This window comes from Roseburia sp. AM59-24XD (assembly GCF_003478445.1).
Taxonomy (GTDB): domain Bacteria; phylum Bacillota; class Clostridia; order Lachnospirales; family Lachnospiraceae; genus Jutongia.
Genome location: NZ_QUET01000007.1, coordinates 99903 through 125358, shown reverse-complemented (window position 1 = coordinate 125358; position 25456 = coordinate 99903). Strand labels below are relative to the sequence as shown.

22 protein-coding genes, 1 tRNA gene and 1 pseudogene are annotated in these 25456 nt (G+C 46.3%); 18 read left to right on the top strand and 6 right to left on the bottom strand.

What is annotated here, in order from left to right; translation table 11 throughout:
• Nucleotides 1-408: 408 nt before the first annotated feature.
• A complete protein-coding gene (locus DXA20_RS04980; RefSeq protein ID WP_118559518.1) occupies nt 409-1146 on the bottom strand; it encodes a LiaF transmembrane domain-containing protein in 738 nt (245 codons plus the stop codon).
• A 58-nt stretch (nt 1147-1204) separates the two neighbouring features.
• Nucleotides 1205-1678, bottom strand: coding sequence for a LytTR family DNA-binding domain-containing protein (locus DXA20_RS04975; RefSeq protein WP_118559517.1), 474 nt, complete (start codon nt 1676-1678; stop codon nt 1205-1207).
• A gap of 275 nt (nt 1679-1953) precedes the next feature.
• Between DXA20_RS04975 and DXA20_RS04970 the strand changes: the two genes are divergently transcribed.
• The 6 genes from DXA20_RS04970 to DXA20_RS17110 all read left to right on the top strand — a co-directional run bounded on the left by DXA20_RS04970 (nt 1954) and on the right by DXA20_RS17110 (nt 6583).
• Entirely contained in the window at nt 1954-2373 is a 420-nt protein-coding gene (locus DXA20_RS04970; protein ID WP_118559516.1) for a GtrA family protein, read from the top strand.
• A gap of 241 nt (nt 2374-2614) precedes the next feature.
• A complete protein-coding gene (locus tag DXA20_RS04965) occupies nt 2615-5260 on the top strand; it encodes a leucine-rich repeat protein (RefSeq protein WP_158577144.1) in 2646 nt (881 codons plus the stop codon).
• A 177-nt stretch (nt 5261-5437) separates the two neighbouring features.
• On the top strand, nt 5438-5671 hold the full coding sequence (locus DXA20_RS04960; protein WP_118559514.1) for a hypothetical protein: 234 nt from the start codon (nt 5438-5440) through the stop codon (nt 5669-5671).
• On the top strand, nt 5668-6123 hold the full coding sequence (locus DXA20_RS04955) for a hypothetical protein (protein WP_118559513.1): 456 nt from the start codon (nt 5668-5670) through the stop codon (nt 6121-6123). The genes DXA20_RS04960 and DXA20_RS04955 overlap by 4 nt, the downstream gene beginning before the upstream one ends.
• Nucleotides 6124-6233: 110 nt before the next feature.
• Nucleotides 6234-6455, top strand: coding sequence for a hypothetical protein (locus tag DXA20_RS04950; protein ID WP_118559512.1), 222 nt, complete (start codon nt 6234-6236; stop codon nt 6453-6455).
• The gene (locus tag DXA20_RS17110) at nt 6452-6583 is read left to right on the top strand and encodes a hypothetical protein (protein WP_279222354.1); all 132 of its coding nucleotides are present in this window, start codon (nt 6452-6454) and stop codon (nt 6581-6583) included. Before DXA20_RS04950 ends, DXA20_RS17110 begins: the two co-directional genes overlap by 4 nt.
• A gap of 106 nt (nt 6584-6689) precedes the next feature.
• Here the strand turns inward: DXA20_RS17110 and DXA20_RS04945 are convergent, their stop codons facing one another.
• Entirely contained in the window at nt 6690-7115 is a 426-nt protein-coding gene (locus tag DXA20_RS04945) for an aspartate carbamoyltransferase regulatory subunit (protein WP_022307044.1), read from the bottom strand.
• Nucleotides 7109-8032: an aspartate carbamoyltransferase gene (gene pyrB, locus DXA20_RS04940; protein WP_118559511.1), complete on the bottom strand. Its 924-nt coding sequence runs from the start codon at nt 8030-8032 to the stop codon at nt 7109-7111. The genes DXA20_RS04945 and pyrB overlap by 7 nt, the downstream gene beginning before the upstream one ends.
• Before the next feature lie 238 nt (nt 8033-8270).
• Here pyrB and DXA20_RS04935 point away from each other — a divergent pair, with 238 nt between their 5' ends.
• The 3 genes from DXA20_RS04935 to purE all read left to right on the top strand — a co-directional run bounded on the left by DXA20_RS04935 (nt 8271) and on the right by purE (nt 12703).
• Nucleotides 8271-10559, top strand: a complete 2289-nt coding sequence (locus tag DXA20_RS04935) for a hydratase (RefSeq protein ID WP_118559510.1) — start codon at nt 8271-8273, stop codon at nt 10557-10559.
• Between the two features lie 616 nt (nt 10560-11175).
• Nucleotides 11176-12099 (top strand): DUF5688 family protein, encoded by a 924-nt coding sequence (locus DXA20_RS04930; protein WP_118559509.1) that lies wholly within the window; start codon nt 11176-11178, stop codon nt 12097-12099.
• A 115-nt stretch (nt 12100-12214) separates the two neighbouring features.
• The gene (gene purE / locus DXA20_RS04925; protein WP_022307040.1) at nt 12215-12703 is read left to right on the top strand and encodes a 5-(carboxyamino)imidazole ribonucleotide mutase; all 489 of its coding nucleotides are present in this window, start codon (nt 12215-12217) and stop codon (nt 12701-12703) included.
• Nucleotides 12704-12839: 136 nt separating this feature from the next.
• On the opposite strand, the gene DXA20_RS04920 is transcribed toward purE, so the two are convergent.
• Nucleotides 12840-12912 (bottom strand) — tRNA-Arg (locus tag DXA20_RS04920).
• Nucleotides 12913-13091: 179 nt separating this feature from the next.
• Here DXA20_RS04920 and DXA20_RS04915 point away from each other — a divergent pair.
• From DXA20_RS04915 to DXA20_RS04880, 8 genes and pseudogenes are all read left to right on the top strand, one after another.
• On the top strand, nt 13092-13760 hold the full coding sequence (locus DXA20_RS04915; protein ID WP_118559508.1) for a hypothetical protein: 669 nt from the start codon (nt 13092-13094) through the stop codon (nt 13758-13760).
• A 92-nt stretch (nt 13761-13852) separates the two neighbouring features.
• Nucleotides 13853-14560 (top strand): pseudouridine synthase, encoded by a 708-nt coding sequence (locus tag DXA20_RS04910; RefSeq protein WP_118559507.1) that lies wholly within the window; start codon nt 13853-13855, stop codon nt 14558-14560.
• Between the two features lie 44 nt (nt 14561-14604).
• A pseudogene (gene ligA, locus DXA20_RS18325) lies at nt 14605-16558 on the top strand (NAD-dependent DNA ligase LigA).
• 93 nt (nt 16559-16651) lie between these two features.
• Nucleotides 16652-17599 (top strand): homoserine O-acetyltransferase MetA, encoded by a 948-nt coding sequence (metA, locus tag DXA20_RS04900; RefSeq protein ID WP_118559506.1) that lies wholly within the window; start codon nt 16652-16654, stop codon nt 17597-17599.
• A 330-nt stretch (nt 17600-17929) separates the two neighbouring features.
• Entirely contained in the window at nt 17930-18415 is a 486-nt protein-coding gene (locus DXA20_RS04895) for an NADH-quinone oxidoreductase subunit NuoE family protein (RefSeq protein WP_243100540.1), read from the top strand.
• Nucleotides 18405-20294: an NADH-quinone oxidoreductase subunit NuoF gene (locus tag DXA20_RS04890; protein WP_118559504.1), complete on the top strand. Its 1890-nt coding sequence runs from the start codon at nt 18405-18407 to the stop codon at nt 20292-20294. The genes DXA20_RS04895 and DXA20_RS04890 overlap by 11 nt, the downstream gene beginning before the upstream one ends.
• Nucleotides 20295-20317: 23 nt before the next feature.
• A complete protein-coding gene (locus DXA20_RS04885) occupies nt 20318-22033 on the top strand; it encodes a [FeFe] hydrogenase, group A (protein WP_118559503.1) in 1716 nt (571 codons plus the stop codon).
• Between the two features lie 138 nt (nt 22034-22171).
• The gene (locus DXA20_RS04880) at nt 22172-22558 is read left to right on the top strand and encodes a hypothetical protein (protein WP_118559502.1); all 387 of its coding nucleotides are present in this window, start codon (nt 22172-22174) and stop codon (nt 22556-22558) included.
• Here DXA20_RS04880 and DXA20_RS04875 read toward each other — a convergent pair.
• The gene (locus tag DXA20_RS04875) at nt 22503-24167 is read right to left on the bottom strand and encodes a polysaccharide biosynthesis protein (protein WP_158577143.1); all 1665 of its coding nucleotides are present in this window, start codon (nt 24165-24167) and stop codon (nt 22503-22505) included. The two genes, DXA20_RS04880 and DXA20_RS04875, sit on opposite strands and share 56 nt — an antisense overlap.
• Nucleotides 24168-24306: 139 nt before the next feature.
• Between DXA20_RS04875 and DXA20_RS04870 the strand changes: the two genes are divergently transcribed.
• Nucleotides 24307-25446, top strand: coding sequence for a cysteine desulfurase family protein (locus tag DXA20_RS04870; protein ID WP_022307029.1), 1140 nt, complete (start codon nt 24307-24309; stop codon nt 25444-25446).
• Nucleotides 25447-25456: the final 10 nt, after the last annotated feature.

Here is a 25456-nt window from a genome sequence, read left to right as displayed (position 1 = left end):
CAATGCTTTGATAAATACGCATCCGTACGACTGAGCTCCGTAGGTGAGCTCAGCTATTTCGGACGGCACGCTCCCGCTACCACTGCACCACGCAGCGGTACATAACGCCATATTGATTTTACAGTAAGATATGAATATTTTATTTAGTATGGGGCGTAAGTACCGGCGGGTGCAAGTGCCTTTCGAAACATCTGAATCCCACCTCGGAGCGAGTACGGCAGGATGCGTTTATCAAAAATCAAAGCAGCAAAGCAATTAGACTTTTTGAAATCCGTAAGTGACAAGACAATTTTAATACCACCAGCTCACGGTTTCGTCAGATATCCTGAGGCAAAAATCTATAATAATTTTCCTCGGACATAAGAAATAGTATGGGCGCAATCAACTAATCGGTGTGCGAAGTTTGAGTTACATATATATAATCTCAGCCGCACCAAATGCCACACTTCCCGTGATCACAAGTACCGGCGCATCTTCCTGTGGAGTATAGTTTTTCTGATTCTTGATATTTACCGCGCCAAAGGAACAGTCAATATTATTGATAACCTGCCAGGTCTTTGGCACATAAAGCACCATATTGCCAAATGCCACATCAATCTTCGTGTAAACCTGCTTCTCGGTTGTAAAAGCATTGTCGTAGTATACCTTCATTTCACCAAAGCTTGTTTCCAGACGGGCACTGCGGAAATGCTGGGAATTGATGTACTTGATTGAAGCCCCGAAGGAGTTTTCCAGATGGATCGTCTCATTGTCCGGTACATCAATGATATCCTCCGCATACGACACGCTGTCGTCTGATCTGCCGCGGTGGAAGAAGTGAAAACGGCGCTTTCCCGGAAACAAAATGCTAAGTCCGATGGAGCCGAGAAGTGCAGCGCCAAGCAGTGTCCACGGCGTCAGTGCCGTAATACCGAGTGCGTCATCATAAATGCAGGCAAGAAATGCTGCCGAGAATAAAATCTCAAAAAAGTTGAGCGTAAAAAGTCCCTTGATAAAGGTCCACGCAAAAATGATCGTAAATACAATGCTGACAAAGGACATCTCCGGAAGCGTTCCAAGCTTGCTTAAGATCAGCATTGCAGCCCCTGCGACAAAGAATACGCCCCAGAACAGCTTATCAATGCTGTGTGTTGAATGTTTCTTCATAATGTTCACCTTAACCTTTCTGATATCATGCCGACCTTAAAATACCTGACATGAAGCCTTAATTTGTTCTGTCTTTGTGATAATGGTTCATTTCGATCTGATGGATCAGCGCTTTATAATAGTTGCGCGATACATAAACCTGCTTGTGGCAGTCGAAAAACTCAACCACACTGGATGCTGCTATGTTCTTGTGGATCGAATACACCTGACGTGTATTTAAGATCGCAGATTTGGAGATCCGCATAAAATAACGGGGCAGCAGTTCCTCCAGTTCATAAAGTTTCTGCTTTGTCTGAAAGATATCCTTTGCCGTATGGACATTGATACATTTATCCTGTGTTTCAAAGAACAGGATATCCTCCAGTTCCAGAAAATACTGGGTATCTTCCTTATAAAAGCTCATTTTGGAATGAGCCGGTGCCGCATCGGAGATCACCTGCTGCAACCTCTGAATGTCCTCCGTTAAGGAAGAACACCGGATAATGATCTCATTTTCCTTAAGATCACTGTCCAGTTCAATCTTTATCTTCATACGCACCGCCTCTCCTTTAGAATTCTGCGCAGGGTATTTAAATCCCCCCGTATTGCGCATTTGTGATGATGTTTATTATAGAGATTAACCTGCTTCTTGTAAATACGAATTTACTAAGAGGTCAAAAATCGGTCCTGACAGGTCAAAAAAAGTTGCCAAACTTCATAAAGTATGCTAAAATCCTTCCTTGTATTTCAAATTTTACAAAAAATACATTTATTTTGTCTGCATTTTAAGGTCAGACGATACAAGAAACAAAAGAGGAGGATTCAGAAATGTTTCCATCAGATACAGAAAAGGAACACTGGAAAGCAATTTTCCGTCAGTTTAGTTCCTATGTGATCGTCGGTGGCAGCGGTGCGATCATCGAATGGTGCTGCTTTGCCGGACTTGTTTATTTTACAAAGCTGTCATATCTTTGGAGCACCATTGCAGCCTTTGTGATCGGTCTTTACTTTAACTGGATGTTAGGTCGTGCCATCACCTTCAAGGATGTCGTAACAGACCGTTCCATCTGGCGGGAGATCAGTCAGATCTTCATGGCAGGTGCCATCGGACTTATCCTGAACGTTATATTCATGTACGGACTTGTCGAATACTGCGGCATGGTTAAGATCATGGCTAAGATCACGGCTACTTTTATTGTATTCCTGTGGAACTTCGCCGTTCGTAAATATTATATTTATAAAATATAGCTCATCCGTGGAAAATAAAATATAACTGAATATAGGAAACAAAGAATGCGGGACCAGCCGGATGCCAGTAACTAAGGCGTTTGGATGGTCTTTATTATTATAAAAAATGAAAATAATGCAAGAACACTGCTGAAACAGAGGGAATATGAAAAAAACGGAAATTTTCCCAGACAACACATATGATATACTTTTGCCGTAGCGTTTATAAATTTATGATGTTATTTACAAGGAGGAAATGTATATGAAAGGAAACGTATTCAAAAAATGGATCGTGTGGTTCCTGATCTTTTCCATGGTTATTACCTGCAGTAATAGCACTTGGCAGATTTCTTCTGTCAAGGCACAGGAGAGTGATTCAGGATCTACCGGAAGCAAAATAACCGTACCACTTTCTGAAGGCGAGTGGACAACCGGATATGGCAACGATAGCCGACTAGAGATATTTAATGTATGGATCAACCACTATCTGCCATCCACTTTGGAAGGAATCTCCTTTAAAGGAGTAGACCTTACTTTTACTGTATCCGGAGTGGACAGTATTTTACAGGAAGCAGGCTTGGACAGCTTTAAAGCAGAGCTCAATTTCTATAGCAGTGATGAAAATATTAAAAATATTGTCGACGAGACTGGTAACGTCGCTACCCAGACCGCCGAGATCAATCAGGACGGAACATATACCGTTGGATATTCCGGGGATACCCGTATCTCCATGAATTACTACATGGCTGTCAGATTTACACAATTAGATTCTCTGAGAGAATTTTCGGGAGATATCTCCAATGTTAAGCTAACATTTTATGATGCATATTATTCAGAAGAGACCACTCCAACTGCAACTCCAAAGCCAACCGACAAACCTCCTGTAGAGGGAACACCAAATTATGAGGCAGAGCAGCAGACAGTTGGTCAGGACGATGATTTTCGAGTAGGAATTTCCTATGTTAATACCGATTGGTCTGAGGTCTTCTATACCGATTTCAGTACAAATAAGGTGAAGAAACTTACAGGAATCGGAGATTATTCGATCAGCTATACGGCTGCCGAAACCGGTGACCTTCATATGTTATGGCTGGACACAAACCTGTATTCCGGCAGCCGGCTGCAACTTGATGTAACAAAGGTTCATCTGACATCAGAAGATGGCAGTGAAGAAACAGAATATACCGTTGCCAATAATGGTCTGCAGGAACCGGGAAGCATCTGGGGATACAGGGATGCGTGGAATATTAAAAATTATGCCGCCACAGTGAAAAATCCATATATGTCATACAGATACTTTTTGCAGTCCGAATATGACAATTACAAACCGGAATATTCCAATTACAAGGACCGGATCAATGAAACAATTGATCTTTTCAAAGGAAAGAAAATTTCGATCGCATCAGGAAGTACCATTACAGTGGATTTTATGGTCAAAGCAAATCCTGATGTTACAGCGAGCCCTGCGCCGTCTGTATCTCCTTCGTCAGAACCGTTAGTTAGTGAAACACCGTCTGTATCTCCTTCGTCAGAACCGTTAGTAAGCGAAACACCGTCTGCTTCTCTGGAACCAACAAAAGATCCGGATGTGTTCCAGATCAATCCTCAGGACGTAGCTGCATTAAAGGAATTAATCAATGAACAGAGCTCCAAAGGAGCAAAGGTTGATGAATCGATTTATTCGATGGAATACAGCTGGAATATGGATGGTCGTTTGATCGAAATTAACTGGAGTGGAAAAGCAGTTTACGGAAATATCTCTTTTGCCGGTCTCCCTTATCTGGAGGTATTTTATTGCGGGGACGGAAACCTCACTTCCGTTGATGTGACAAGTAATTCCTGTCTGAAAGAATTATTCGTAGGCTATAATCAGCTGACATCCATTGATGTTAGCCAAAATGCAGATTTACAAATGCTGTCCGTTGCACAGAATCAGTTAACGTCTCTGGATACCAGTAATAATTTACAGCTGGATACTTTATGGTGCCAGGGCAATAAGTTAGATGTCGTTTATGTAAATAAGACAATTAGTGAAAGTAATATCTATAAAGACAGCACCACAAAGATTGTGCGTAAATCTCCGGGCGAGATACCAACCGCACAGCCAACAAGCTCTGCAAAACCAACCGCAGAACCGACAATCGCACCGACAATTCCACCGAAGAGTACAGCAACCGCACAGCCAACAAATACTCCGGAAGTCACAAAAGATCCGGGAAGTAAACCGGGCGAAACCAATCCACCGGAAACTTCCGATAAGCCTGATGTTACAAGCAGCCCGGATGCTTCTGTAAGACCAAGCGGACAACCGGATTCACCGGATGCTCCACAGCCATCGGATAAACCGGGAAATACGTCAACAACATCTCCAACGCCACAGGTAACTGTAACTCCGGCAAGCACAACCAAACCGGATGGTCAGGGGACAAATCCGGTGTCTGCAACCGCACAGCCGGAACCGGAAGGAAGTGTTCTGACGGTTGGAAATGGTATTTATAAAGTTATTTCCGGCGATGGTGAAGAACCATCGGTGATTTATTGGCTGAAAGATTCCAAAACTGCTTCGCAAATTGTTATTCCGGATACCGTTGAGAGCAAAGGAATCCGCTATAAGGTTACATCAATTGCAAAGGGAGCTTTTGAAAATAATAAGAAGCTGAAATCAATCGTGATTGGGAAAAATATTGTTTCGATCGGCAAAAACGCCTTTAAAAACTGCAAAAATCTCAAAAAGATTGTGATCCGCTCCGAAAAGTTAAAAGCCTCAAAGGTCGGCGCCAATATACTAAAAGGAACGAACAAAAAACTTGTGATTAAGGTTCCAGAAAATAAACAGAAACAATATAAGAAGTTTTTGAAAAACGTGGGAACAAAAAAGCGCGGATCACAAAATAATATTCCAAAATAGCACAGGGATTCTGTTGCCGTAGAGGAGTGGTTACACAAATGAAAATAGCGCAGTAGATTCATAAATATTATATTTATAAGGTTTAGTATTGAGATACCTTATATTTCATGGTAAAATGAACCCGGGAGCAGTTTATCTGCTTTCGGGCTTTTCAATGTTAAACATAAGGAGGTAATTATGAAAAAGAAACTATTTTGTTTATTATTGACACTGGTACTGGTAATCGGGACACTAACCGGCTGCATGGGAAGTAACACAGCTCTGGTACTCAACGCAGACGGAACCTGTGTGTACACCTTAAAGTACATGTATGAGAAAGAAACCTTCCAGACAACACTGGACGAGGCAAAGGATAAATCACCACTGTTTAGCGGCGATTTTACAAGAGCGAGGAGACCGTCGGAGATATGACGTATTATACCTTCAGCCGTCAGCTTACCTTTGCGAGCGCAGACGCCATGAAAACAGCTCTGACCGACCTGACTGCTTATATCAACCGCATGAAGGAGGGTTCTGTGAACCCTTCCCTGTACACCACAGAGTTTATCGCATCCACTCCATTTTCTGAGGTAACTTTGGACGGCACTACCTTCATCGCAACACTCACCGGTGCATCCAGTTCCATGACATCTTCTATGTCCTCTAATATGACAAAGCTGACCGACAACACCTCTTATGCGGATATTGGCGCTGTGAGCAAGAAGTTATACAGCAACGGCAGTATTTATGGATATCTGAAGTCCTGCGGTTTCCTGATGGATTATTCCATTACCTTCCCGACAAACGTAACAGAGAGTAATGGAACAATAAGCGGTGCGACCGCAAGCTGGAGTACCGACACAATTCCGTCCGACAGCAGCTGATCGCTGTTACATCCGGCAATCTTCTCACTTCCGACACCGAAGCACCTGTAATCTCCGGTGTTAAGAATAACGGCTTATATCGAAACGCCAAGCTTACTGTTACCGATAACGTGAACGTAAAAACCGTTGCCGTAAACGGCGTTGTCATTGGCAATACTAAGTTAAAAGCATCTGCAAGTAAGACCTACAAGATCACGGCTGCCGATGCAAACGGCAACGTTTCTTGTGTATCCTTCCGTGTTGACAGCACCAAGCCTGTCATCAAGGGGATTAAGAACGGCAAAAAGGTGACAAAGCCGGTTACCCTTCGTTTTAGGATAACTACAAGATGAAGTCCGTAACGATCAACGGCAAGAAGGTAAACAATAAGAAAGCAACCGTTAAGAAAGCCGGACGATATGTTGTGAAGGCAAAGGATGCTGCAGGCAACGTAGCAAAGCTTGTTTTCCGTATTGCATAACGACGTCCATAACCCTGAAAAATAAAAACGACCCGTGGGATCAACAAAGAATTCCACGGGTCGTATTCTGTTCTATAATAAATCCAAAATCCTGATGTGATAACTTTTAATTTCCTTTAAACTTAGACTCACAGTAAATACAGCGGTAGATCCGGTTCTTGCGGTCTGTCAGCTTAAATGTATGCGGCAGCTCCTGCTCAATAGAAGTAATGCAACGCGGATTTTTGCACTTGATAATGTTCGTCACGGTATCCGGAAGCGAGAGCTGATGCTTCTCAACAATCTCAGCGTCCTTGATAATATTGATCGTAATGCTGTGGTCTAACACACCAAGCACATTCAGATCAATGTCAAGATCACCCTCGATCTTGATAATGTCCTTCTTGCCCATCTTGTTGCTTTTGGCATTCTTAATGATCGCCACCGAACAGTCTAACTTCTCCAGATTCAGATATTCATAAATCTTCATTGCGCCGCCGACCTGAATATGATCGATCACGATACCCTGATTAAGACCTCCGATATTTAACATGGTATATCCACCTCCAATAACTTCATGATCAATGCCATTCTCATATAAACACCATTCTGAACCTGCTTGAAATATACCGCTCTTGGATCATCGTCCACATCGGTCGAAATCTCGTTGACACGTGGAAGAGGATGAAGAATATACATATCCTTCTTAGCATACTGCAGCTTGTCCTTCGTTAATATGAAGCTGTCCTTTAAGCGTATATAATCCTCCTCATTGAAGAAACGCTCACGCTGGACTCTTGTCATATAAAGGATATCAAGCTTCGGCATATTCTCCTCAAGCTTGTCCGTCTCAATATATTCAATGTTGCCGGCATCCAGTACTTCACGCCGCAGATAGCTCGGGATCCGAAGCTCCTCCGGAGAGATCAGTACAAACTTTACATTCGGAAAACGAACCATCGCATTGATCAGGGAATGAACGGTACGTCCAAACTTCAGATCACCGCACATACCGATCGTTAAATTGTCAAGTCTGCCGGTCTCTGTCTTGATCGTCAGAAGATCTGTTAACGTCTGAGTCGGATGATTGTGTCCGCCGTCTCCGGCATTGATCACCGGGATGGAAGAGTGCATGGCAGCTACGGTCGGGGCACCCTCCTTCGGATGACGCATTGCGCAGATATCTGCGTAACAGGAGATGACACGGATCGTATCCGCAACGCTTTCGCCCTTGGATGCTGAGCTGGAAGAAGCCTCAGAAAAACCAAGTACCTGTCCCCCCATATTGATCATGGCAGCTTCAAAGCTTAATCGGGTACGTGTACTTGGTTCATAAAATAAAGTAGCAAGTTTTTTACCATCACAGACATGTGCATATTTGCTCTGGTTGTTCATAATATCCTGTCCGAGTGTCAGGAGTTCCTCGAGCTCCTCAAGAGATAAATCCTGTGGACTGATAAGATGTCGCATACATTTGCCTCCTATCTCAAATTTCAATTTTTTCTATTTTACTACAACTAACCCCGTATGGCAATATATTGACTTGACTTTTTATCAGGTTTCCATAATAATGATGTATGGGTCAAAATGTATTTTGACCCATACATCACTAAAGATTCATTCATTTATGAATAATATAACCTGTGCCGGTGCGCTGTCCGGCAGGGTCGATCCATGAATAACCATCAGCGCAGAAATGAGGAAGTCTATGATAAAATTGTATGACAACGGAGTTTATCTTGTAAATGGCACAGATATCGTAGAGGACAACGGCGAAGCAGCCGCAGCTCTTACCGCCAAATGCGGACAGGCTCCAAGTAAGCAGGAAGCTGCCAAAGGAACCATGGCGTACAGTATTTTAGAGGCTCACAACACCTCTGGAAATATGGAACAGCTTCAGATTAAGTTCGACAAATTAACATCACATGATATTACATTTGTTGGAATTATTCAGACCGCTCGTGCATCCGGGTTGGAGAAGTTCCCTATCCCTTACGTTCTGACGAACTGCCACAACAGTCTCTGTGCTGTCGGTGGAACGATCAACGAGGATGACCACATGTTTGGTCTTTCCTGCGCCAAGAAGTACGGCGGCATTTATGTTCCTCCTCATCAGGCAGTCATCCATCAGTACGCCCGCGAGATGCTGGCAGAGGGCGGCAAGATGATCCTCGGCTCTGATTCCCACACACGTTACGGTGCTCTTGGTACCATGGCAATGGGAGAGGGTGGTCCTGAGCTCGTTAAGCAGCTGTTATCCCGTACATATGACATCAATATGCCGGGCGTGATCGCTGTATATCTGACAGGAAAGCCACAGAAGGGCGTTGGTCCACAGGATATCGCTCTGGCGATCATCGGTGCTGTTTTCGCAAATGGTTATGTTAATAATAAAGTAATGGAGTTCGTCGGAGACGGTGTTGCAAACCTGTCTGCTGATTATCGTATCGGCGTGGACGTTATGACCACAGAGACAACCTGTCTGTCCTCTATCTGGACCACCGATGACAAGATCAAGGAGTTCTACGAGATCCATAAGCGTCCGGAGAGCTACAAGGAGTTAAAGCCGGCTGATGTTGCATATTATGACGGTATGGTTTATGTGGATCTGTCCACGATCAAGCCAATGATCGCAATGCCATTCCATCCAAGCAATGTCTACACGATCGAGGAGTTAAATGCAAACCTCATGGATATTCTGGATGATGTTGAGAAGAGAGCATTAGTCAGTCTGGATAATAATAAGGTTAACTATACCTTAAAGGATAAGGTTCACAACGGTCGTCTGTATGTAGAGCAGGGTGTCATCGCCGGATGTGCCGGCGGTGGATTCGAGAATGTCTGCGATGCCGCTGATATCCTTCGTGGTAAATATATCGGTGCCGATGAGTTCTCCCTGAGCGTATACCCATCCAGCCAGCCGGTATTTATGGAGTTAGTCAAGAACGGAACCATCGCCGATCTGATGGAGACCGGTGCAACCGTACGTTCCGCATTCTGCGGTCCTTGCTTCGGTGCCGGAGACGTACCTCCAAACAACGGTCTGTCTATCCGTCACTCTACCCGTAACTTCCCGAACCGTGAGGGATCTAAGGTCAACAACGGTCAGATTGCATCTGTTGCACTGATGGATGCCCGTTCTATCGCAGCAACTGCTGCCAACCAGGGTTACTTAACGGCTGCAACCGATATTGATGTCGACTTCAAGAAGCCAAAATACTTCTTCGACAGTGCCATCTACGAGAACCGTGTATACAACGGCTGGGGCAATGCTAAGCCCGAGACAGAGGTTAAGTTTGGTCCAAACATCAAGGACTGGCCGAAGATGAGCGCACTCACCGATAACCTTGTTTTAAAGGTTGTTTCCGAGATTCATGATCCGGTTACCACAACCGATGAGCTGATCCCATCCGGTGAGACATCCTCCTTCCGTTCCAACCCGCTTGGACTGGCTGAGTTCACTCTTTCCCGTAAGGATCCTGCTTATGTTGGTCGTGCCAAGGAGGTACAGGCAGCAGAGAAGGCCCGTGTAGCAGGAGAAGACATCTTTACTGCACTTCCTGAGGTAGAGGATATCTTTAAGACGATCAATGAAACCTTCGCCGCAGCTCCACAGGATACGCAGATCGGTTCTACGATCTTTGCAGTGAAGCCGGGTGACGGCTCTGCCAGAGAGCAGGCTGCTTCCTGCCAGAAGGTGCTTGGCGGCTTTGCCAATATTGCCAACGAGTACGCAACAAAAAGATATCGTTCTAATCTGATCAACTGGGGTATGCTTCCATTCCTGTACCAGGGTGAACTCCCATTTGAGAATGGCGATTACCTCTTCATTAAGGATATCCGCAAGGCAATCGAAGAAAAGAACGATACGATCAAGGCATATGTTGTCAACAAAGGTATGAAGGAATTTGAACTTCACCTTGGAAACCTTACCGATGACGAGCGTGATATCATCGAGAAGGGATGCCTGATCAACTATTACCGCTCACAGATGTAATTAATGGAATGTACAGGTCAAGTTACCGGGTAGTAATTTATATGCAAACACACATTGCCATCTGCGTCTGATCCATGCATCACAATTTATTGACAGCCTCCAAGCCCTGTATCTACAGGTGTTTGGGGGCTGTTGTTATTTTTGTTTCTCATAAAAACCATCATAATGCACAATTGACTTTTTTATTTTCTTCATTTTCTTCGGTCATAATCATGATATTTTCCTTTGTTTTTTGGCAGACATTGCGGATTGTCAGGGACTCTTATTTTTGATAACCTTGTATGCAGGAAGTGACGGAAGAGGAAGTAAGGAATAAACTCTTTGTTTAACATCACGATCAAGAATTGTTTTTTATCAGTTTGATCTATTGTTCTAAACGAACACCTCCCATAATGTTCTCCCTATAACATTGTTCAATTTTTCAGTAGAAAACTGTATGCCTTTTGTCAAAATAGGACAATCCATATTTAGAAACGCTGTTTGTGTACAACAAGGCAGAGATTTCCGTCACTTCTAAATCTACTAATATCATCTATAATTTATCAAATCGAATCATGATTCTTCCAGTAAATGCCTGCTGCCGCGGAAAACAGGCAAAAGAAAGGTATCATTATTTATGAAAGAAACTAAGATCAACTATGAAGAATTTGTCAGCAGGCTTCGCTGCCGGCTGTATGAGATCATCCCGGAGGATGTCAATATGGAGGTCAATCCGGTTCTCAAAAACAATTCCCTGCATTTAGACAGCCTTGTCTTATTCCGTCAGGGCTCTAACTGCTCGCCGAGCTTTTATCTGCAGGATTACTATAAGAAATATACAAACGGATATGATATCGATGTACTTGCGGAGAATATCTATGAGCGGTGGCAGCGTTTTATTGACAGCCCGGATAACCAGTCCCCGGATCTTTCTCTGGCACACTGCAGAGATGGGATCGTCTATCGACTCGTCAATATATCGCGCAATCGGGAAATGCTGAAGAATGTGCCGTATATCCCTTTTTTTGACCTTGCCGTTGTGTTTTATTATGTGCTGCGCAATAATTCCGACGGTCTCCAGAGCCTTCGAATCAATACCGCACTCCGGAAACGATGGGATCTTACTACAAAGGAGCTGTTTGAACTTGCCATTAAAAACACACCACGCATGTTCCCGGAACGCTTTCGTTCCATGCGTGAATTTCTGGAGCAGTATCCGATGCCGGAGGAGCTTTCCTCCGAGGACGTCCCATGGGAATATTCCCCCTATGTGCTCACTAACAGCAACGGCATCAACGGGGCTGCTGTCTTTCTGTATCCGGATGTATTGGAACGGACCGGGCAGAAGCTTGGCTCCAATTATTACATTCTGCCAAGCAGCACACATGAGCTTTTAATCCTGAAAGAGCAGACCAAGCACGATGCAAAGGATCTGCTCGATATGGTGTACTGCGTCAACCGCCGATGTGTCGATCCGGAGGAATTTCTGTCGGACAATATTTACTTTTATGACTGTCAGCAAAAGAAGTTAAAAATGATCAGTACAGACGACTCGATGTAAAACAGGTCTTTACAGAATGCTCTCAATCCCTTACTATAAAAAAGAGTACGATATCAGGGCAGATACTTTTACCCTGACATGAAAAATATGAAAACCCAACGAAAGGATGAGTGAAATGAAAGCAGCTATTATTATGGGTTCTACCAGCGATCTGCCAAAGGTAGAGCCGGCAGTCGGTATCTTAAAGGATTATGGTGTAGAAGTGAAGGTGCGTTGTCTTTCCGCACACCGCGCCCATGAGGGATTATCCTCATTTATCAACGAGTGTAACGAAGACGGTACAGAAGTGATCATCACTGCAGCAGGAATGGCAGCCGCACTTCCGGGTGTCGTTGCATCCCAGACCGTTCTTCCTGTTATCGGTGTTCCTCTGTCCGGTTCTGTTCTTGACGGTATGGACGCTTTAATGTCCATCGTTCAGATGCCATCCGGTATCCCGGTTGCCACCGTTGCGATCAACGGTGCCAAGAATGCCGCATATCTGGCACTGCAGATCATGGCAGTCAGTCATGAGGATGTCCGTGCAAAGCTTAAGGCAGAGCGCAAGGAGATGGAAGAAAACGCCATGAAGACAAACGAAGAGGTTATGGCGAAGTTCCAGTAATCCGGATATACACATATAATCGAGCAGGAGGCTAATCAATGAATGATTAGCCTCCTGCTCGATTAAGTAAATGCTCGTAACATAGTGTAAAAAAGGCAGACAAAAAGAGGCGAGCAACCACTCACCTCTGCAGTAACGCACCTAAAGGGACTCGAACCCCCGCCACATGGTTCCGGAAACCACTGCTCTATCCACTGAGCTATAGGTGCGTGCCATTGTCTGCCATACGCAGACAACAAGTGGAGTATATCACATCTTCCCTGACAGGTCAAGTTTCTTGACCTTGATTGGGGGGTATGCTATAATTATTTTTACTGTATATGTACGGTATATTTTGTCTGCGATGCGATGGGGCATCGTATATTTTTTTGAAAGGATGTCTTCCGTTATGCCATTGAAATATAAAAAATTAGTGGTTTTCTTTTCTCTTGGTATTTTACTGATCGGTCTGGGGACATTCGCCATTATTTCTCCTGATTTTCATTTTTCTTTTCATCGTCAGACCTCCGATAATCCGGCACGGGTTGCAAGCTTCGGTGCGATCCAGACGCTGGAAGGCAAGTCGGAAACCGATATCCGACAGGAACTGAACAGTCTCGTGGAACGGTATTACTCCGCCAAGCAGCAGGTCGATATGAATACGATCGCTTCCTGCGTCAGCAACGTTGGTCATATCGATGAGAAAAAGCTGATGACCGAGGCAGAGTATGTCGAGGGCTATCAGGATATCCACTGTAAGATATTGGACGGTGCCGACAACAGCTCTTACCGAGTCTATGTATATTACTATGTTAAGATTTATGATATCGACACACTGATTCCATCGCTGAATGCGCTTTATATCAAGCAGATGAACGATGGCTCCTTCAAGATATATCTGGACACCTTAAAATCACGCGAGCAGAAGTATATCGACAGTCTGGATCAGAGCAAGCCGGTCCGGGAGCTTGTCACCACCGTGCAAAAGGAGCTTCGCACCGTGGTCAGCCGCGACAGCGAGGTTCGTGGATTTTACCAGATGTTAGAGAATGCGCAGAAAAGCGATTCTGCAAAATAACTTCCACGCCTTTCATTGAACACAGGGAAGCAGCAAACCGGGATGTTATGATTTCCGGATATCAACAAATATAATTTAAAGGACGTAAGATTATGGCAGTTAGAATTAATAAATATCTCAGCGAAGCGGGTATCTGTTCCCGCAGGGAAGCTGACCGCATGTTAGAGCAGGGCAGGATCAGCATTGACGGCATTCCGGCACTTCCCGGTCAGAAGGTCGAGGATGGTCAGTGTGTGACCGTTGACGGCAAGCCGGTTCACAAGGAGGAGGAAGAGATTTTTCTCGCGTTTTATAAACCGCGTGGAATTGTCTGTACAACAGCAGACTCCGAGAACGGAGAGAAGATTGTCAACGTGATCGACTATATCAATTATCCGAAGCGTGTCTATCCGGTCGGACGCCTCGATCAGAATTCCGAGGGTCTTTTGCTTCTGACCAATCAGGGTGAGATGATGGAGAAGATCCTGCGCAGCCGTTATGGTCATGAAAAGGAATATTTTGTCCGCGTCAATCGCAAAATAACACCAGAGTTTCTAAAGAAAATGTCCGAGGGCGTAGAGATCCTCGATACTGTCACAAAGCCGTGCAAGGTTTGGCAGGAGGACGATAGAAGCTTTCACATTATCCTGACACAGGGACTGAACCGTCAGATCCGCCGTATGTGTGACGCACTGGATTACCGCGTGACGATGCTGCGCCGTGACCGTGTTTTAAATATTACTCTGGAGGGTCTTGTGAAGGGACGTTACCGCCGTCTCTCGCCACAGGAGGTTCGTGAACTGAAACGGATCTGTCACTAAAGTCATTCATTATCTTATCGTTCATCAGAAAGGATTCGCCGATTATGGATCAGAAAAAACATATGCAGGATTTGGTACAGCAGCTTAATAAAGCCGCAGCTGTTTATTATCAGGGAACGGACGAGATCATGAGTAATTATGATTACGACTGTTTATATGACGAACTGGCAGCACTGGAGAAAGAAACCGGCATCATCCTTGCCGGCAGCCCAACACAGCGTGTCGGCTACGAGGTTTTAAGCGAGCTTCCGAAGGAGACACACGCCGTACCAAGCTTTCCCTCGATAAAACAAAGGATGTTGATGCACTTACTTCCTGGCTTGGCAGTCAGACCGGACTGTTATCCTGGAAAATGGATGGACTGACGATCGTTCTTACCTATCAGGATGGCACACTCCAAAAGGCAGTCACCCGCGGAAACGGTCAGGTCGGCGAGGTTATCACCAACAACGCCAGAACATTTACAAACGTTCCTTTGTCTGTCCCATATAAGGGACAGTTGATCCTTCGTGGAGAGGCCGTCATTTCTTACTCTGAATTTCGTAAAATCAACGAAACGCTGTCGGAAGAGGAGCAGTACAAAAATCCACGAAATCTCTGCAGCGGTTCCGTCCGTCAGTTAAATAACGAGATCACCGCCAAACGTAATGTTTCCTTTTACGCATTTGCTCTTGTTCAGGCAGAAGGTGTGGATTTTCATAATTCGCAGGAGGAGAAATTTGTATTTCTGAAAGAACAGGGCTTTGATGTTGTGGAATATCAGAGAGTCACAGCCGAAACACTGCCGGAGGCAGTACAGTCCTTTGCCGCAAAGATTACGGACAACGATCTTCCTTCGGACGGACTTGTTCTTTTGATGGATGACATTGCCTACGGAGAGGGACTTGGCATGACTGCAAAGTTTCCGCGAAATGCCATGGCCTTCAAATGGGCGGATGAGACAGCAGATACTACTCTTTTGGATATTGAATGGAGTGCATCAAGAACCGGTCTGATCAACCCGGTTGCCATCTTTGAGCCGGTAGAGCTGGAGGGCACTACCGTAAGCCGCGCCAGCGTCCACAATATCAGCATCGTCCGCCAGCTTGCCCTCGGTATCGGTGATACGATCCGCGTCTACAAAGCCAATATGATCATCCTCAGATTGCAGAAAACCTTACCCGCAGTGACAATCTCGTTATACCGGATCAATGTCCTGTCTGCGGCGGTCCTGCTGTGATCCACCACGAGAATGACGCCGAAGTGCTTTTCTGTGAAAACCCGGATTGTCTCGCCAAAAAGATCAAATCCCTGACCCTGTTTGTCAGCCGCGATGCCATGAACATTGACGGACTTTCCGAAGCAACGATCGAGAAGCTTCTTGCCAAAGGAATGCTTCATGAGCTTTCGGATCTGTACCATTTATCGGACTATCGGGACACGATCATCCGGATGGAGGGCTTCGGCGAGAAATCCTACGACAAACTGATCGCTGCCTTAGAGGCGTCACGCAGCACAACACTGCCGAAGTTTATCTACAGTCTCGGCATCTCAAACATTGGTCTGTCCAATGCCAAAATGATCTGCAATGCGCTTGACAACAATCTCGATCATATCCGCCACTGCACAGTGGAAGAGCTGACAGAGATTGACGGGGTCGGCGAAGTCATTGCCAGAAGCTTTGTCGAATATTTTGCAACCCCGCTCCACAATAAGATTGTCGATGATCTTTTAAAGGAGATCACATTTGAACAGACAAAGGCAGATAGCGGTGCGCAGAATCTGACGGGTCTCGTGTTTGTGATCACAGGCTCCCTGGAGCATTTTGCCAACCGCAGTGCCTTAAAGGAGTGCATCGAGAATGCCGGCGGCAAGGTAACCGGAAGCGTCACTTCCAAGACCTCCTATCTGATCAATAACGATATTGCAAGCACCTCATCCAAGAACAAAAAGGCAAAGGAGCTGAATGTGCCGATCATCACGGAGGCGCAGGTTATGGAGCAGTTCGGGCTTGCTTGACAGAATAACAATTATCTGCAACAATAATGTGTACCCCCTTTGGGCATTATCCCGGAGAGGGACAGTTTGCAGTAGAGAAAAGAGGAGTTGTATATGCCAATTAAGGTTCAGAATGATCTTCCTGCCAAGAAGATCATGGAAAAAGAAAATATATTTATTATGAATGAAACAAGGGCGGTTACACAGAATATCCGTCCTCTTCAAATTGCGATCCTCAACCTGATGCCACTTAAAGAAGACACCGAGATCCAGATGATGCGCAGTCTGTCCAATACACCTCTTCAGTTGGAAATAACCTTTTTGACAACTGCCAGCTATATCGGCAAGAACACACCGGCAAGCCACTTAAATCAGTTCTATCAGACCTTTGACGATGTAAAAAACAAGAACTTTGACGGACTGATCATCACCGGCGCACCGGTGGAGCAGATGGAGTACGAGGAGGTTCAGTACTGGGATGAGCTGACCCATATTATGGACTGGTCCAAGACAAATGTTACCTCCACTCTTCATATCTGCTGGGGCGCACAGGCAGGGCTTTACTATCATTACGGCATTCCGAAGTACCTGCTGCCGCAGAAGGCATTCGGCATCTTCGAGCACCGGGTACACCACCGCAAGATTCCGCTTCTTCGTGGCTTTGATGATGTTTTCTGGGCACCACATTCCCGTAATACCGGCGTCGACAGCAAGGCGATCGCTGCCTGCGATGACCTTTTGCTGCTTGCGGATTCCCCGGAGGTGGGAGAGCTGATCCTGATGGCGCAGGACGGCAGACAGATCTTCGTGCTCGGTCATCTCGAATATGACCGGCTTACCCTTGATAAGGAGTACAAGCGTGATATCGCTAAGGGCATTGATATCGCTCTCCCTGAGAATTATTATCCGAATGATGATCCGGATCAAAAGCCGCTGCTTCGCTGGCGCGGTGCAGCCAATGCAATGTACAGCAACTGGATCAACTATTATGTTTATCAGGAACTCCGTTTGAGTTTATCAATACCGAGGCTGTATTATCAAAGCATCAGAACAGCTGATTGAAGGGCAGGATGTTTATAGGAAAGCATCCCCCTTTTTCGTTTGAGGGCATCTTTCGTACATCCCCTCTGAGAGACCGTTTCACAAACGCTTTCTCAGAGGGGATTATTTACTTTATTGTCTACAAAAACTGATTCAAAACTGCACAATTTATTATACGTTTCAACAAATTTATTCATCTATTTTTATCAATAAGATTGTGTTGTTACAGCCTATATGATATAATTTTTCTATAACTTGCGTCAAAAACGCATTTTTTCTGTAAATAATAACTAATTTTCGGCAAATGAGCAGCTCATTACCGGAATGCATGGACTGAAAGGAGAAGGAAACGTGAATAGTCAGGAAATTGCACGGCTTGATGACATTCTGCAGAAGCATGATTACAATGCAACACTGCTGATCGCGATCATGCAGGATATCCAGAAAGTATATCATTACCTGCCGGAGGAAGCATTATGTTATATTGCCCGCAAGCTAAAGATCAGTGAAGCAAAAATTTATGGGGTAGCTACATTTTATGAGAATTTTTCATTGGAGCCGAAAGGACGATACGTCATTAAGATCTGTGACGGAACGGCATGTCATGTCCGCAAATCCGTACCGATTCTTGAGGAATTCCGCAATACACTGGGCTTAAGTAAAGAAAAGACAACAACCGATGATATGCTTTTTACCGTGGAAACGGTATCATGCCTTGGTGCCTGCGGTCTGGCGCCTGTCTGTACCGTCAACGACCATGTGCATCCGTCGATGACGCCGGAGAAAGCAAAAGCATTGATCCAGGAATTAAAGGAGGAAGCGGCCAATGAAAATTAACACAAGAGACGAACTTATCGCGAAGCAGAAGGAATATGCTGCTTCTTTAAACAGCCAGCGCAAGCAGATCCTGATCTGTGCCGGCACAGGCTGTGTTGCAGGAGGTTCCCTGCAGATTTATGACCGCATGAAGGAGATTATCGAGGAAAAGGGACTTCGCTGCGCTCTTGTTCTGGAAAAGGAGCCGCATGATGAAAGCATCGGCTTAAAGAAAAGCGGATGCCACGGCTTCTGTGAGATGGGACCACTTCTTCGGATCGAGCCAATGGGGTGGCTTTATCTGAAGGTAAAGATCGAGGACTGCGAGGAGATCATCGAGAAAAGTATTATTCATGACGAGGTGGTAGACCGCCTTGTTTATCAGGACGAAAGTCTCAAATCCTATGTAAAGCAGGAAGATATTCCATTTTATAAAAAGCAGACGCGTATCGCCCTTGAATACTGCGGACGCATCAACGCCGAGAGCATTGCCGAATATATTGCTCTTGGCGGTTACAGCGCCGTTGCAAAGGCACTTTTTGATATGAGTTCCCAGGAGATCGTCGATGAGATCACCGAGTCCTGTCTGCGCGGACGCGGTGGCGGCGGATTTCCGGCCGGACGCAAATGGCAGCAGGTTCTTGATCAGAAGGAGGAAGAAAAATATATCGTCTGCAATGGTGACGAGGGCGATCCGGGTGCATTTATGGACCGCTCCATGATGGAGGGGGAACCGCACCGTGTCATCGAGGGTATGCTGATCGCTGCGATCGCAACAAACGCCCACCACGGATACATCTATGTCCGTGCAGAGTATCCGCTCGCGGTAGAACGCCTCCAGACGGCGATTGATAAGGCTAACGACAAGGGGCTGCTCGGAAAGAACATTCTCGGATCCGGCTTTGACTTTGATCTTCATATCAGTCAGGGTGCCGGTGCCTTTGTCTGTGGTGAAGGAAGTGCACTGACCACTTCTATTGAAGGAAACCGCGGTATGCCGCGTGTTAAGCCGCCGCGTACCGTTGAACACGGTCTTTTTAACAAGCCAACCGTTCTGAATAACGTAGAAACCTTCTGTAACGTACCGCCGATCATCTTAAACGGTGCGAAATGGTATCAGGGCTTTGGTCCTGCCAACAACCACGGCACGAAAGCCTTTGCCTTAACCGGAAATGTCAAAAACACCGGTCTGATCGAGGTTCCAATGGGAACTACACTCCGTGAGGTAATTTTTGACATCGGTGGCGGTGTCAAGGGCGGTGATTTCAAGGCAGTACAGATCGGCGGTCCGTCCGGCGGCTGTCTCTGTATCAGTGCAACGGAGGATCACCTCGACATGAAGCTTGACTTTGACTCCTTAAAGAAGGTCGGCGCCATGATCGGCTCCGGTGGTCTTGTTGTTATGAACGACAAGAGCTGTATGGTTGAAGTAGCACGTTTCTTCATGAACTTTACCCAGAACGAGTCCTGCGGTAAATGCGTTCCGTGCCGCGAGGGAACAAAACGTATGCTGGAGCTTTTAACGGATATCACCGAGGGACGCGGCACAATGGAGCATATTGAACTTCTGGAAAAGCTTGCCGACACGATCTCTGCGACAGCACTCTGTGGTCTTGGAAAGACAGCGGCATCCCCTGTTGTCAGCACACTGAAATATTTCCGCGACGAATACGTTGCCCATGTCGTTGACAAGAAATGTCCGGCAGGACAGTGCAAGGCATTGATGACCTACCAGATCGATCCTTCTTTATGCCGCGGCTGTACCAAATGCGCCCGCATGTGTCCGGTAGAGGCAATCTCCGGCACCGTCAAGGAGCCGCATGTGATCGACACGACGAAATGTATCAAATGCGGTGCCTGCAAAGAGGGCTGTCACTTCAATGCCGTAAAAGAGGTTTGATTGAGAAAGGATGAGGTTTGAAAATGTCAGAAAAATATATGATCATTGACGGAATCCGTACCGCTTTTACGGATGAGAAAAATATCCTGCAGGTGATCCGCAAAGCAGGAATCCATGTACCAACCTTTTGTTATTATACCGATATGTCCATTTACGGGGCGTGTCGTATGTGTGTGGTGGAAGACGAGCGCGGAAGCGTGATCGCCTCCTGTTCCACGCCGCCCAAGCATAAAATGGTGATCCGCACCAACACCTCCAAACTGCACCAGCACCGGAAAATGATCCTGGAGCTTTTGCTCGCATCTCACTGCCGCGACTGTACCGTCTGTGAGAAAAACGGAAACTGCCGCCTGCAGATGCTTGCTGCCAGATTCCACCTGACAAAGGTTCGTTTCCCGAATACACATCCGGAACCTGTGATCGATGATTCATCATTATCCATCGTCCGTGATCCGAGCAAATGTATTTTGTGTGGAGATTGTGTGCGCATGTGCAACGAGGTTCAGCATGTCGGTGCCATTGATTTTGCACACCGCGGTGCCAACATGATCGTAAGCCCGGCTTTCGGCCGCCCTATTGCCGAGACAGACTGTGTCAACTGCGGTCAGTGTGCCGCTGTCTGCCCGACTGCTGCCATCACGATCAAAAAGGACTTAAAAGGCGTATGGCAGGCTCTTTATGCTCCAAACAAGCGCGTGGTTGTCCAGATCGCACCGGCAGTCCGTGTGGCGATCGGAGAGGAGTTCGGAATCGCACCCGGCAAAAACACGATCGGCAAGATCTACACCGCATTGCGTATGCTTGGCTTTGACACGGTATTTGACACAAGCTTCAGTGCCGATCTGACTGTGATCGAGGAGGCAAATGAGCTTCTTTACAAGCTGGAAAACGGTGAGAAGAAATATCCGCTTGGCAATTCCATGCCTCTGTTTACTTCCTGCTGTCCGGCATGGGTACGCTTTGTTGAGACAAAATATCCGGAGCTTCTCCCATATGTCTCTACCTGCAAGTCACCGATGGAAATGTTTGGTGCCGTTTTAAAGGAATACTACAAGCCGGCAGACGAGGAAGCCGGTCTTGAGACTGTTTCCGTGGCTGTCATGCCATGTGTTGCCAAGAAATACGAGGCAGCACGCGAGGAATTTAAGCGAAACGAAGTGCCGGATGTGGACTATGTCATCACCACCAAGGAGCTGATCTTAATGATCAAGGAGCTCGGTGTTCAGTTTCAGGAGATCGAGCCAAGTGCACCGGATATGCCTTTCTCGATCAATTCCGGCGCCGGCGTGATCTTCGGTGTCACCGGCGGTGTTATGGAAGCTGCACTGCGCCATGTTGCGGACAAGAACAACGAAGCACTGCGCGAGATTGAATATTCCGGCGTGAGAGGGCTGGAAGGAACTAAAATCGCCGAGATTGAGCTTGGTGGAAACACGCTTCGCGTCGGCATCGTCAACGGACTGGGTAATGCCGATGCACTGATCAAGAAGCTGCAGCGCGGCGAAGAAAAGCTTGACTTTGTCGAGGTTATGGCATGTCCTTACGGATGTATCGGCGGAGCCGGCCAGCCATTTGGATACCGCAGCGTCAAGCAGGACCGTGCACAGGGTATGTATAAGGCTGACAAGTCAGCGATCGTGAAACGCTCCTGTGAGAATCCAACGCTGATCAACCTCTACGAAAACGGTATGTTAAAGGATCGCGCACACGAACTGCTCCATGTACATTATGGCAAATAATCCCCGCAAATCAGTTGACATTCCCGTCAAAAATAGATATGCTGTTATATACAGAAATGATATATAAGACTTAATTGGCAGATAAGATTTTATGTCTGCCTGCCAGCGAGATGTCATTCACAGGGGAGGTAACTGATCATGGGGAGCAGTATCGATTACAAAGTTGACAAGATCACTGATTATCTTTATCGCAAACGCCTTAAGATTGCGAGAGATATTACCGTCAAGGCAAGACGGCACGCTTTTCAGTTTGAACTGAAGCTGTCCAGAGATGATTACACCACGGTTACGATCAATTCCAACCGTACATACATCCTTGCGATGCCAAAGTCATCCATGCTGCCGGAGGATGAGACCATGTCCTACGTCAAGGATATGCCGTTTTCTGAGAAGATGGCACTTGTTGATGCCTGGGGCGAGTTAAAGATGCGTTTAAACAGAACGATCACCAGAGAGGGTAATCTCGGTCTTACCTTCGAGGAGGAGTCTCCAAAGAAGCCTTCCCCGGAAGCAAAGTCAGAGTAAGACTTCCGGTCAGAAACAGACCGGCAGCATATACGGCACAGAAGACAATGCCGGCAATCAAAAGACATACGATAGAGACATTTCCAAAGCAGTTGCCAGACCACTGGTAGCTGCTTTTTGCTGCAATGGTACAGGGCAGGATCAGGAGTGAGGGAAGCAGGATCTGACGAACCGGTTCAAATCGTTCTTCCTTGTCCTGACGTTTTCCCTCTGTCCGAAAATGCGGACACAGATAGATCAGCTCCAAAATAACCTGCAGAAGCTGGCTCACCAAAAGACCGATCAGATAAAGACGCATTCCATACCGTGGCACTGCCAGTACAAGAAACACAATCTTAATACCAAGACTGACTGCCGTGATGAGAAAGGTGATATGCGTCTTTTTCATTCCGTTGATAATGCTGGTCAGTGCTGTCGCAAGATACAGAAACGGACAAAGCCAGGATAAGGTCACCAGATATTCTCCCGCCATCTCATTGTGAAAGATCACTCTGCCAAGTTCCATGCCAAATACCATAAAAAACCCGGTACACAAAATGCCGAGCAGCAGGCAGTAGCGGATCGACAGGATAATACTTTTACGGATCATCCGGATATTCCCCGCCGCATCCGCCTCGGCAATGGACGGCACCAAAAGCACCGCCAGGGAATTGGTGATCGTCGATGGGAACAAAAGAAACGAAAATGTCATTCCTGTCAGCACTCCGTATATACTGAGTGCCTCTTCGCCGCTGTATCCGTATTTACGCAGCATTGCCGGCAGCAGTACCGTCTCAATGCTGTTTAACAGCGTAATAAAAAGCCTTGTCACAGTCAGGGTAGAAGCAAGCCAGACCAGCGAATAAACGCCACCGCGGTCCACTGATTTCATGAAATGATATTTCCTGACGTCAGCTTTGCTCTTATGACTCTGTTTTACATTTTCTCCATAAACCATCCGGTACACATTTTTTCTCTGCGACCGCAGATGACATGCAAGCTTATACACATTATAAAAACACGAACTGATCTCACCGACCGCAAGCCCCCATACGGCGATCCGACAGTTTTCCTGCGGGGTTGCTCCCGGAATCAAAAGATAAGAAATGCCAAACACAAAAACAATCCGGAAGATCTGTTCGATCACCTGCGTCATAGCAGGAATCTTTGCATCCTGGATACCGTAATAATAGCCGTTGATACAGGCAGACAGGCAGCAGAACGGGAAAAACACTGTCATGATCCTCAGATACGGCGTTAAAGACACCTCCATGACAAAATGTATGGCAACCCACTCTGCATTGCTCGAGAGAAGAAACTGCAGGAGTAGGGCAAGCGCCATTGCGATCACGGTTCCGATGACGAAAAGACGCAAGCAGCCGGAGGGGTTTTCTCTGTCATTTTTTCTCGAGGCGATTACCTGGGAGAGTGCCGTCTGAATGCCTGCCCCGTAAATCGTAAAGCAAATGGCATACACCGGAAAGATCAGCTGATAGATGCCAAGATAATGCGCCCCCAGAAGATCCGCGAGATAGATCCTGTAGAAAAAGCCGAGGACCCGTGTGATAAATCCGGTAATCGTCAATAATAACGTTCCCTTTAAAAGCCTGTGTGCCATTGTCGTTGTCATATTTCCTCCGGATCCGGCAGCATTTCGCTTCGGGATCATCGATTGTTTCTAAATATTTATGAAACCTAGGAATCAACTATGACGAAAATACGCATATACTAATGATAAGCCACCGTTTTCATATCTGGAGGAAACCATTATGATCTATCTGGACCATGCCGCTACAACAGCCGCTTATCCGGAGGTTGTCAGTGAGATGACACCCTATCTGGATCGTCAGTATTTCAATCCATCCGGCTCTTACCGGGAAGGCAGACTTCTGCACAAAAAGCTGGATAAGATCCGTGAAAAGCTGGCAGCCGTGATTCATGCCTCCCCGGAAGAAATTATATTTACCAGCGGTGGAACAGAGGCTGACAACTGGGTGCTGTTAAACGCAGCCAGAACCTCTTCCTGCAAAGGCCGCCACATCATTACCTCCTCCATCGAGCATCACGCTATCCTGCACACCTGCGGTTTTCTGGAAAAGCAGGGATTTGAGGTCACCTACCTGCCCGTCACCAGAAACGGGATCATCGACTGTGATATGCTCAATGATGCAATCCGTCCGGACACGATTCTGATCAGTATTATGTATGCCAACAATGAGATCGGTACACTGCAGCCTGTCCATAAAATCGGACAGATTGCGCAAAAAAACAGCATTCCGTTTCACACGGATGCTGTTCAGGCATATGGACATCTTCCCATTCAGGTCGATGACGATTCGATTGATTTCTTAAGTGTCAGCGCCCATAAATTTGGTGGTCCGAAGGGCGTTGGATTTCTCTATGCGAACAAAGAGCTTGCACTCACTCCTCTGTTATATGGCGGTGCACAGGAAGCGGGCAGGAGAGCAGGCACCGAAAATGTTGCCGGCATCATTGGCATGGGAACCGCCTCTGACATTTCCACGGCACACCAAAAGGAACATACCCTGTTACAACAGACACTCAGAGACCACCTGATGAACCGAATCCTTTCGGAAATTCCGATGACACGATTAAACGGCAGCAGACAGGAACGGCTTCCCGGCAATATCAATGTCAGCTTCGCCGGAATCGACAGTGCGACCCTGATCGCCATGCTGGAAGCAAAAGACATTTACGTATCCGGCGGCTCCGCATGCTCCTCCTCAGATCCATCACCGTCCCACGTCTTAAAAGCAATCGGTCTGTCCGATGAGATGGCGCTGTCCGCCGTCCGTATCACGATCGGTCACGAAAATACGCCGGAGGAGATTGAGGAAACCTTCCGCCAGATCAAAAACTGCGTACACGAACTCAGGTCTCTCGCATAGCCGCTTACCT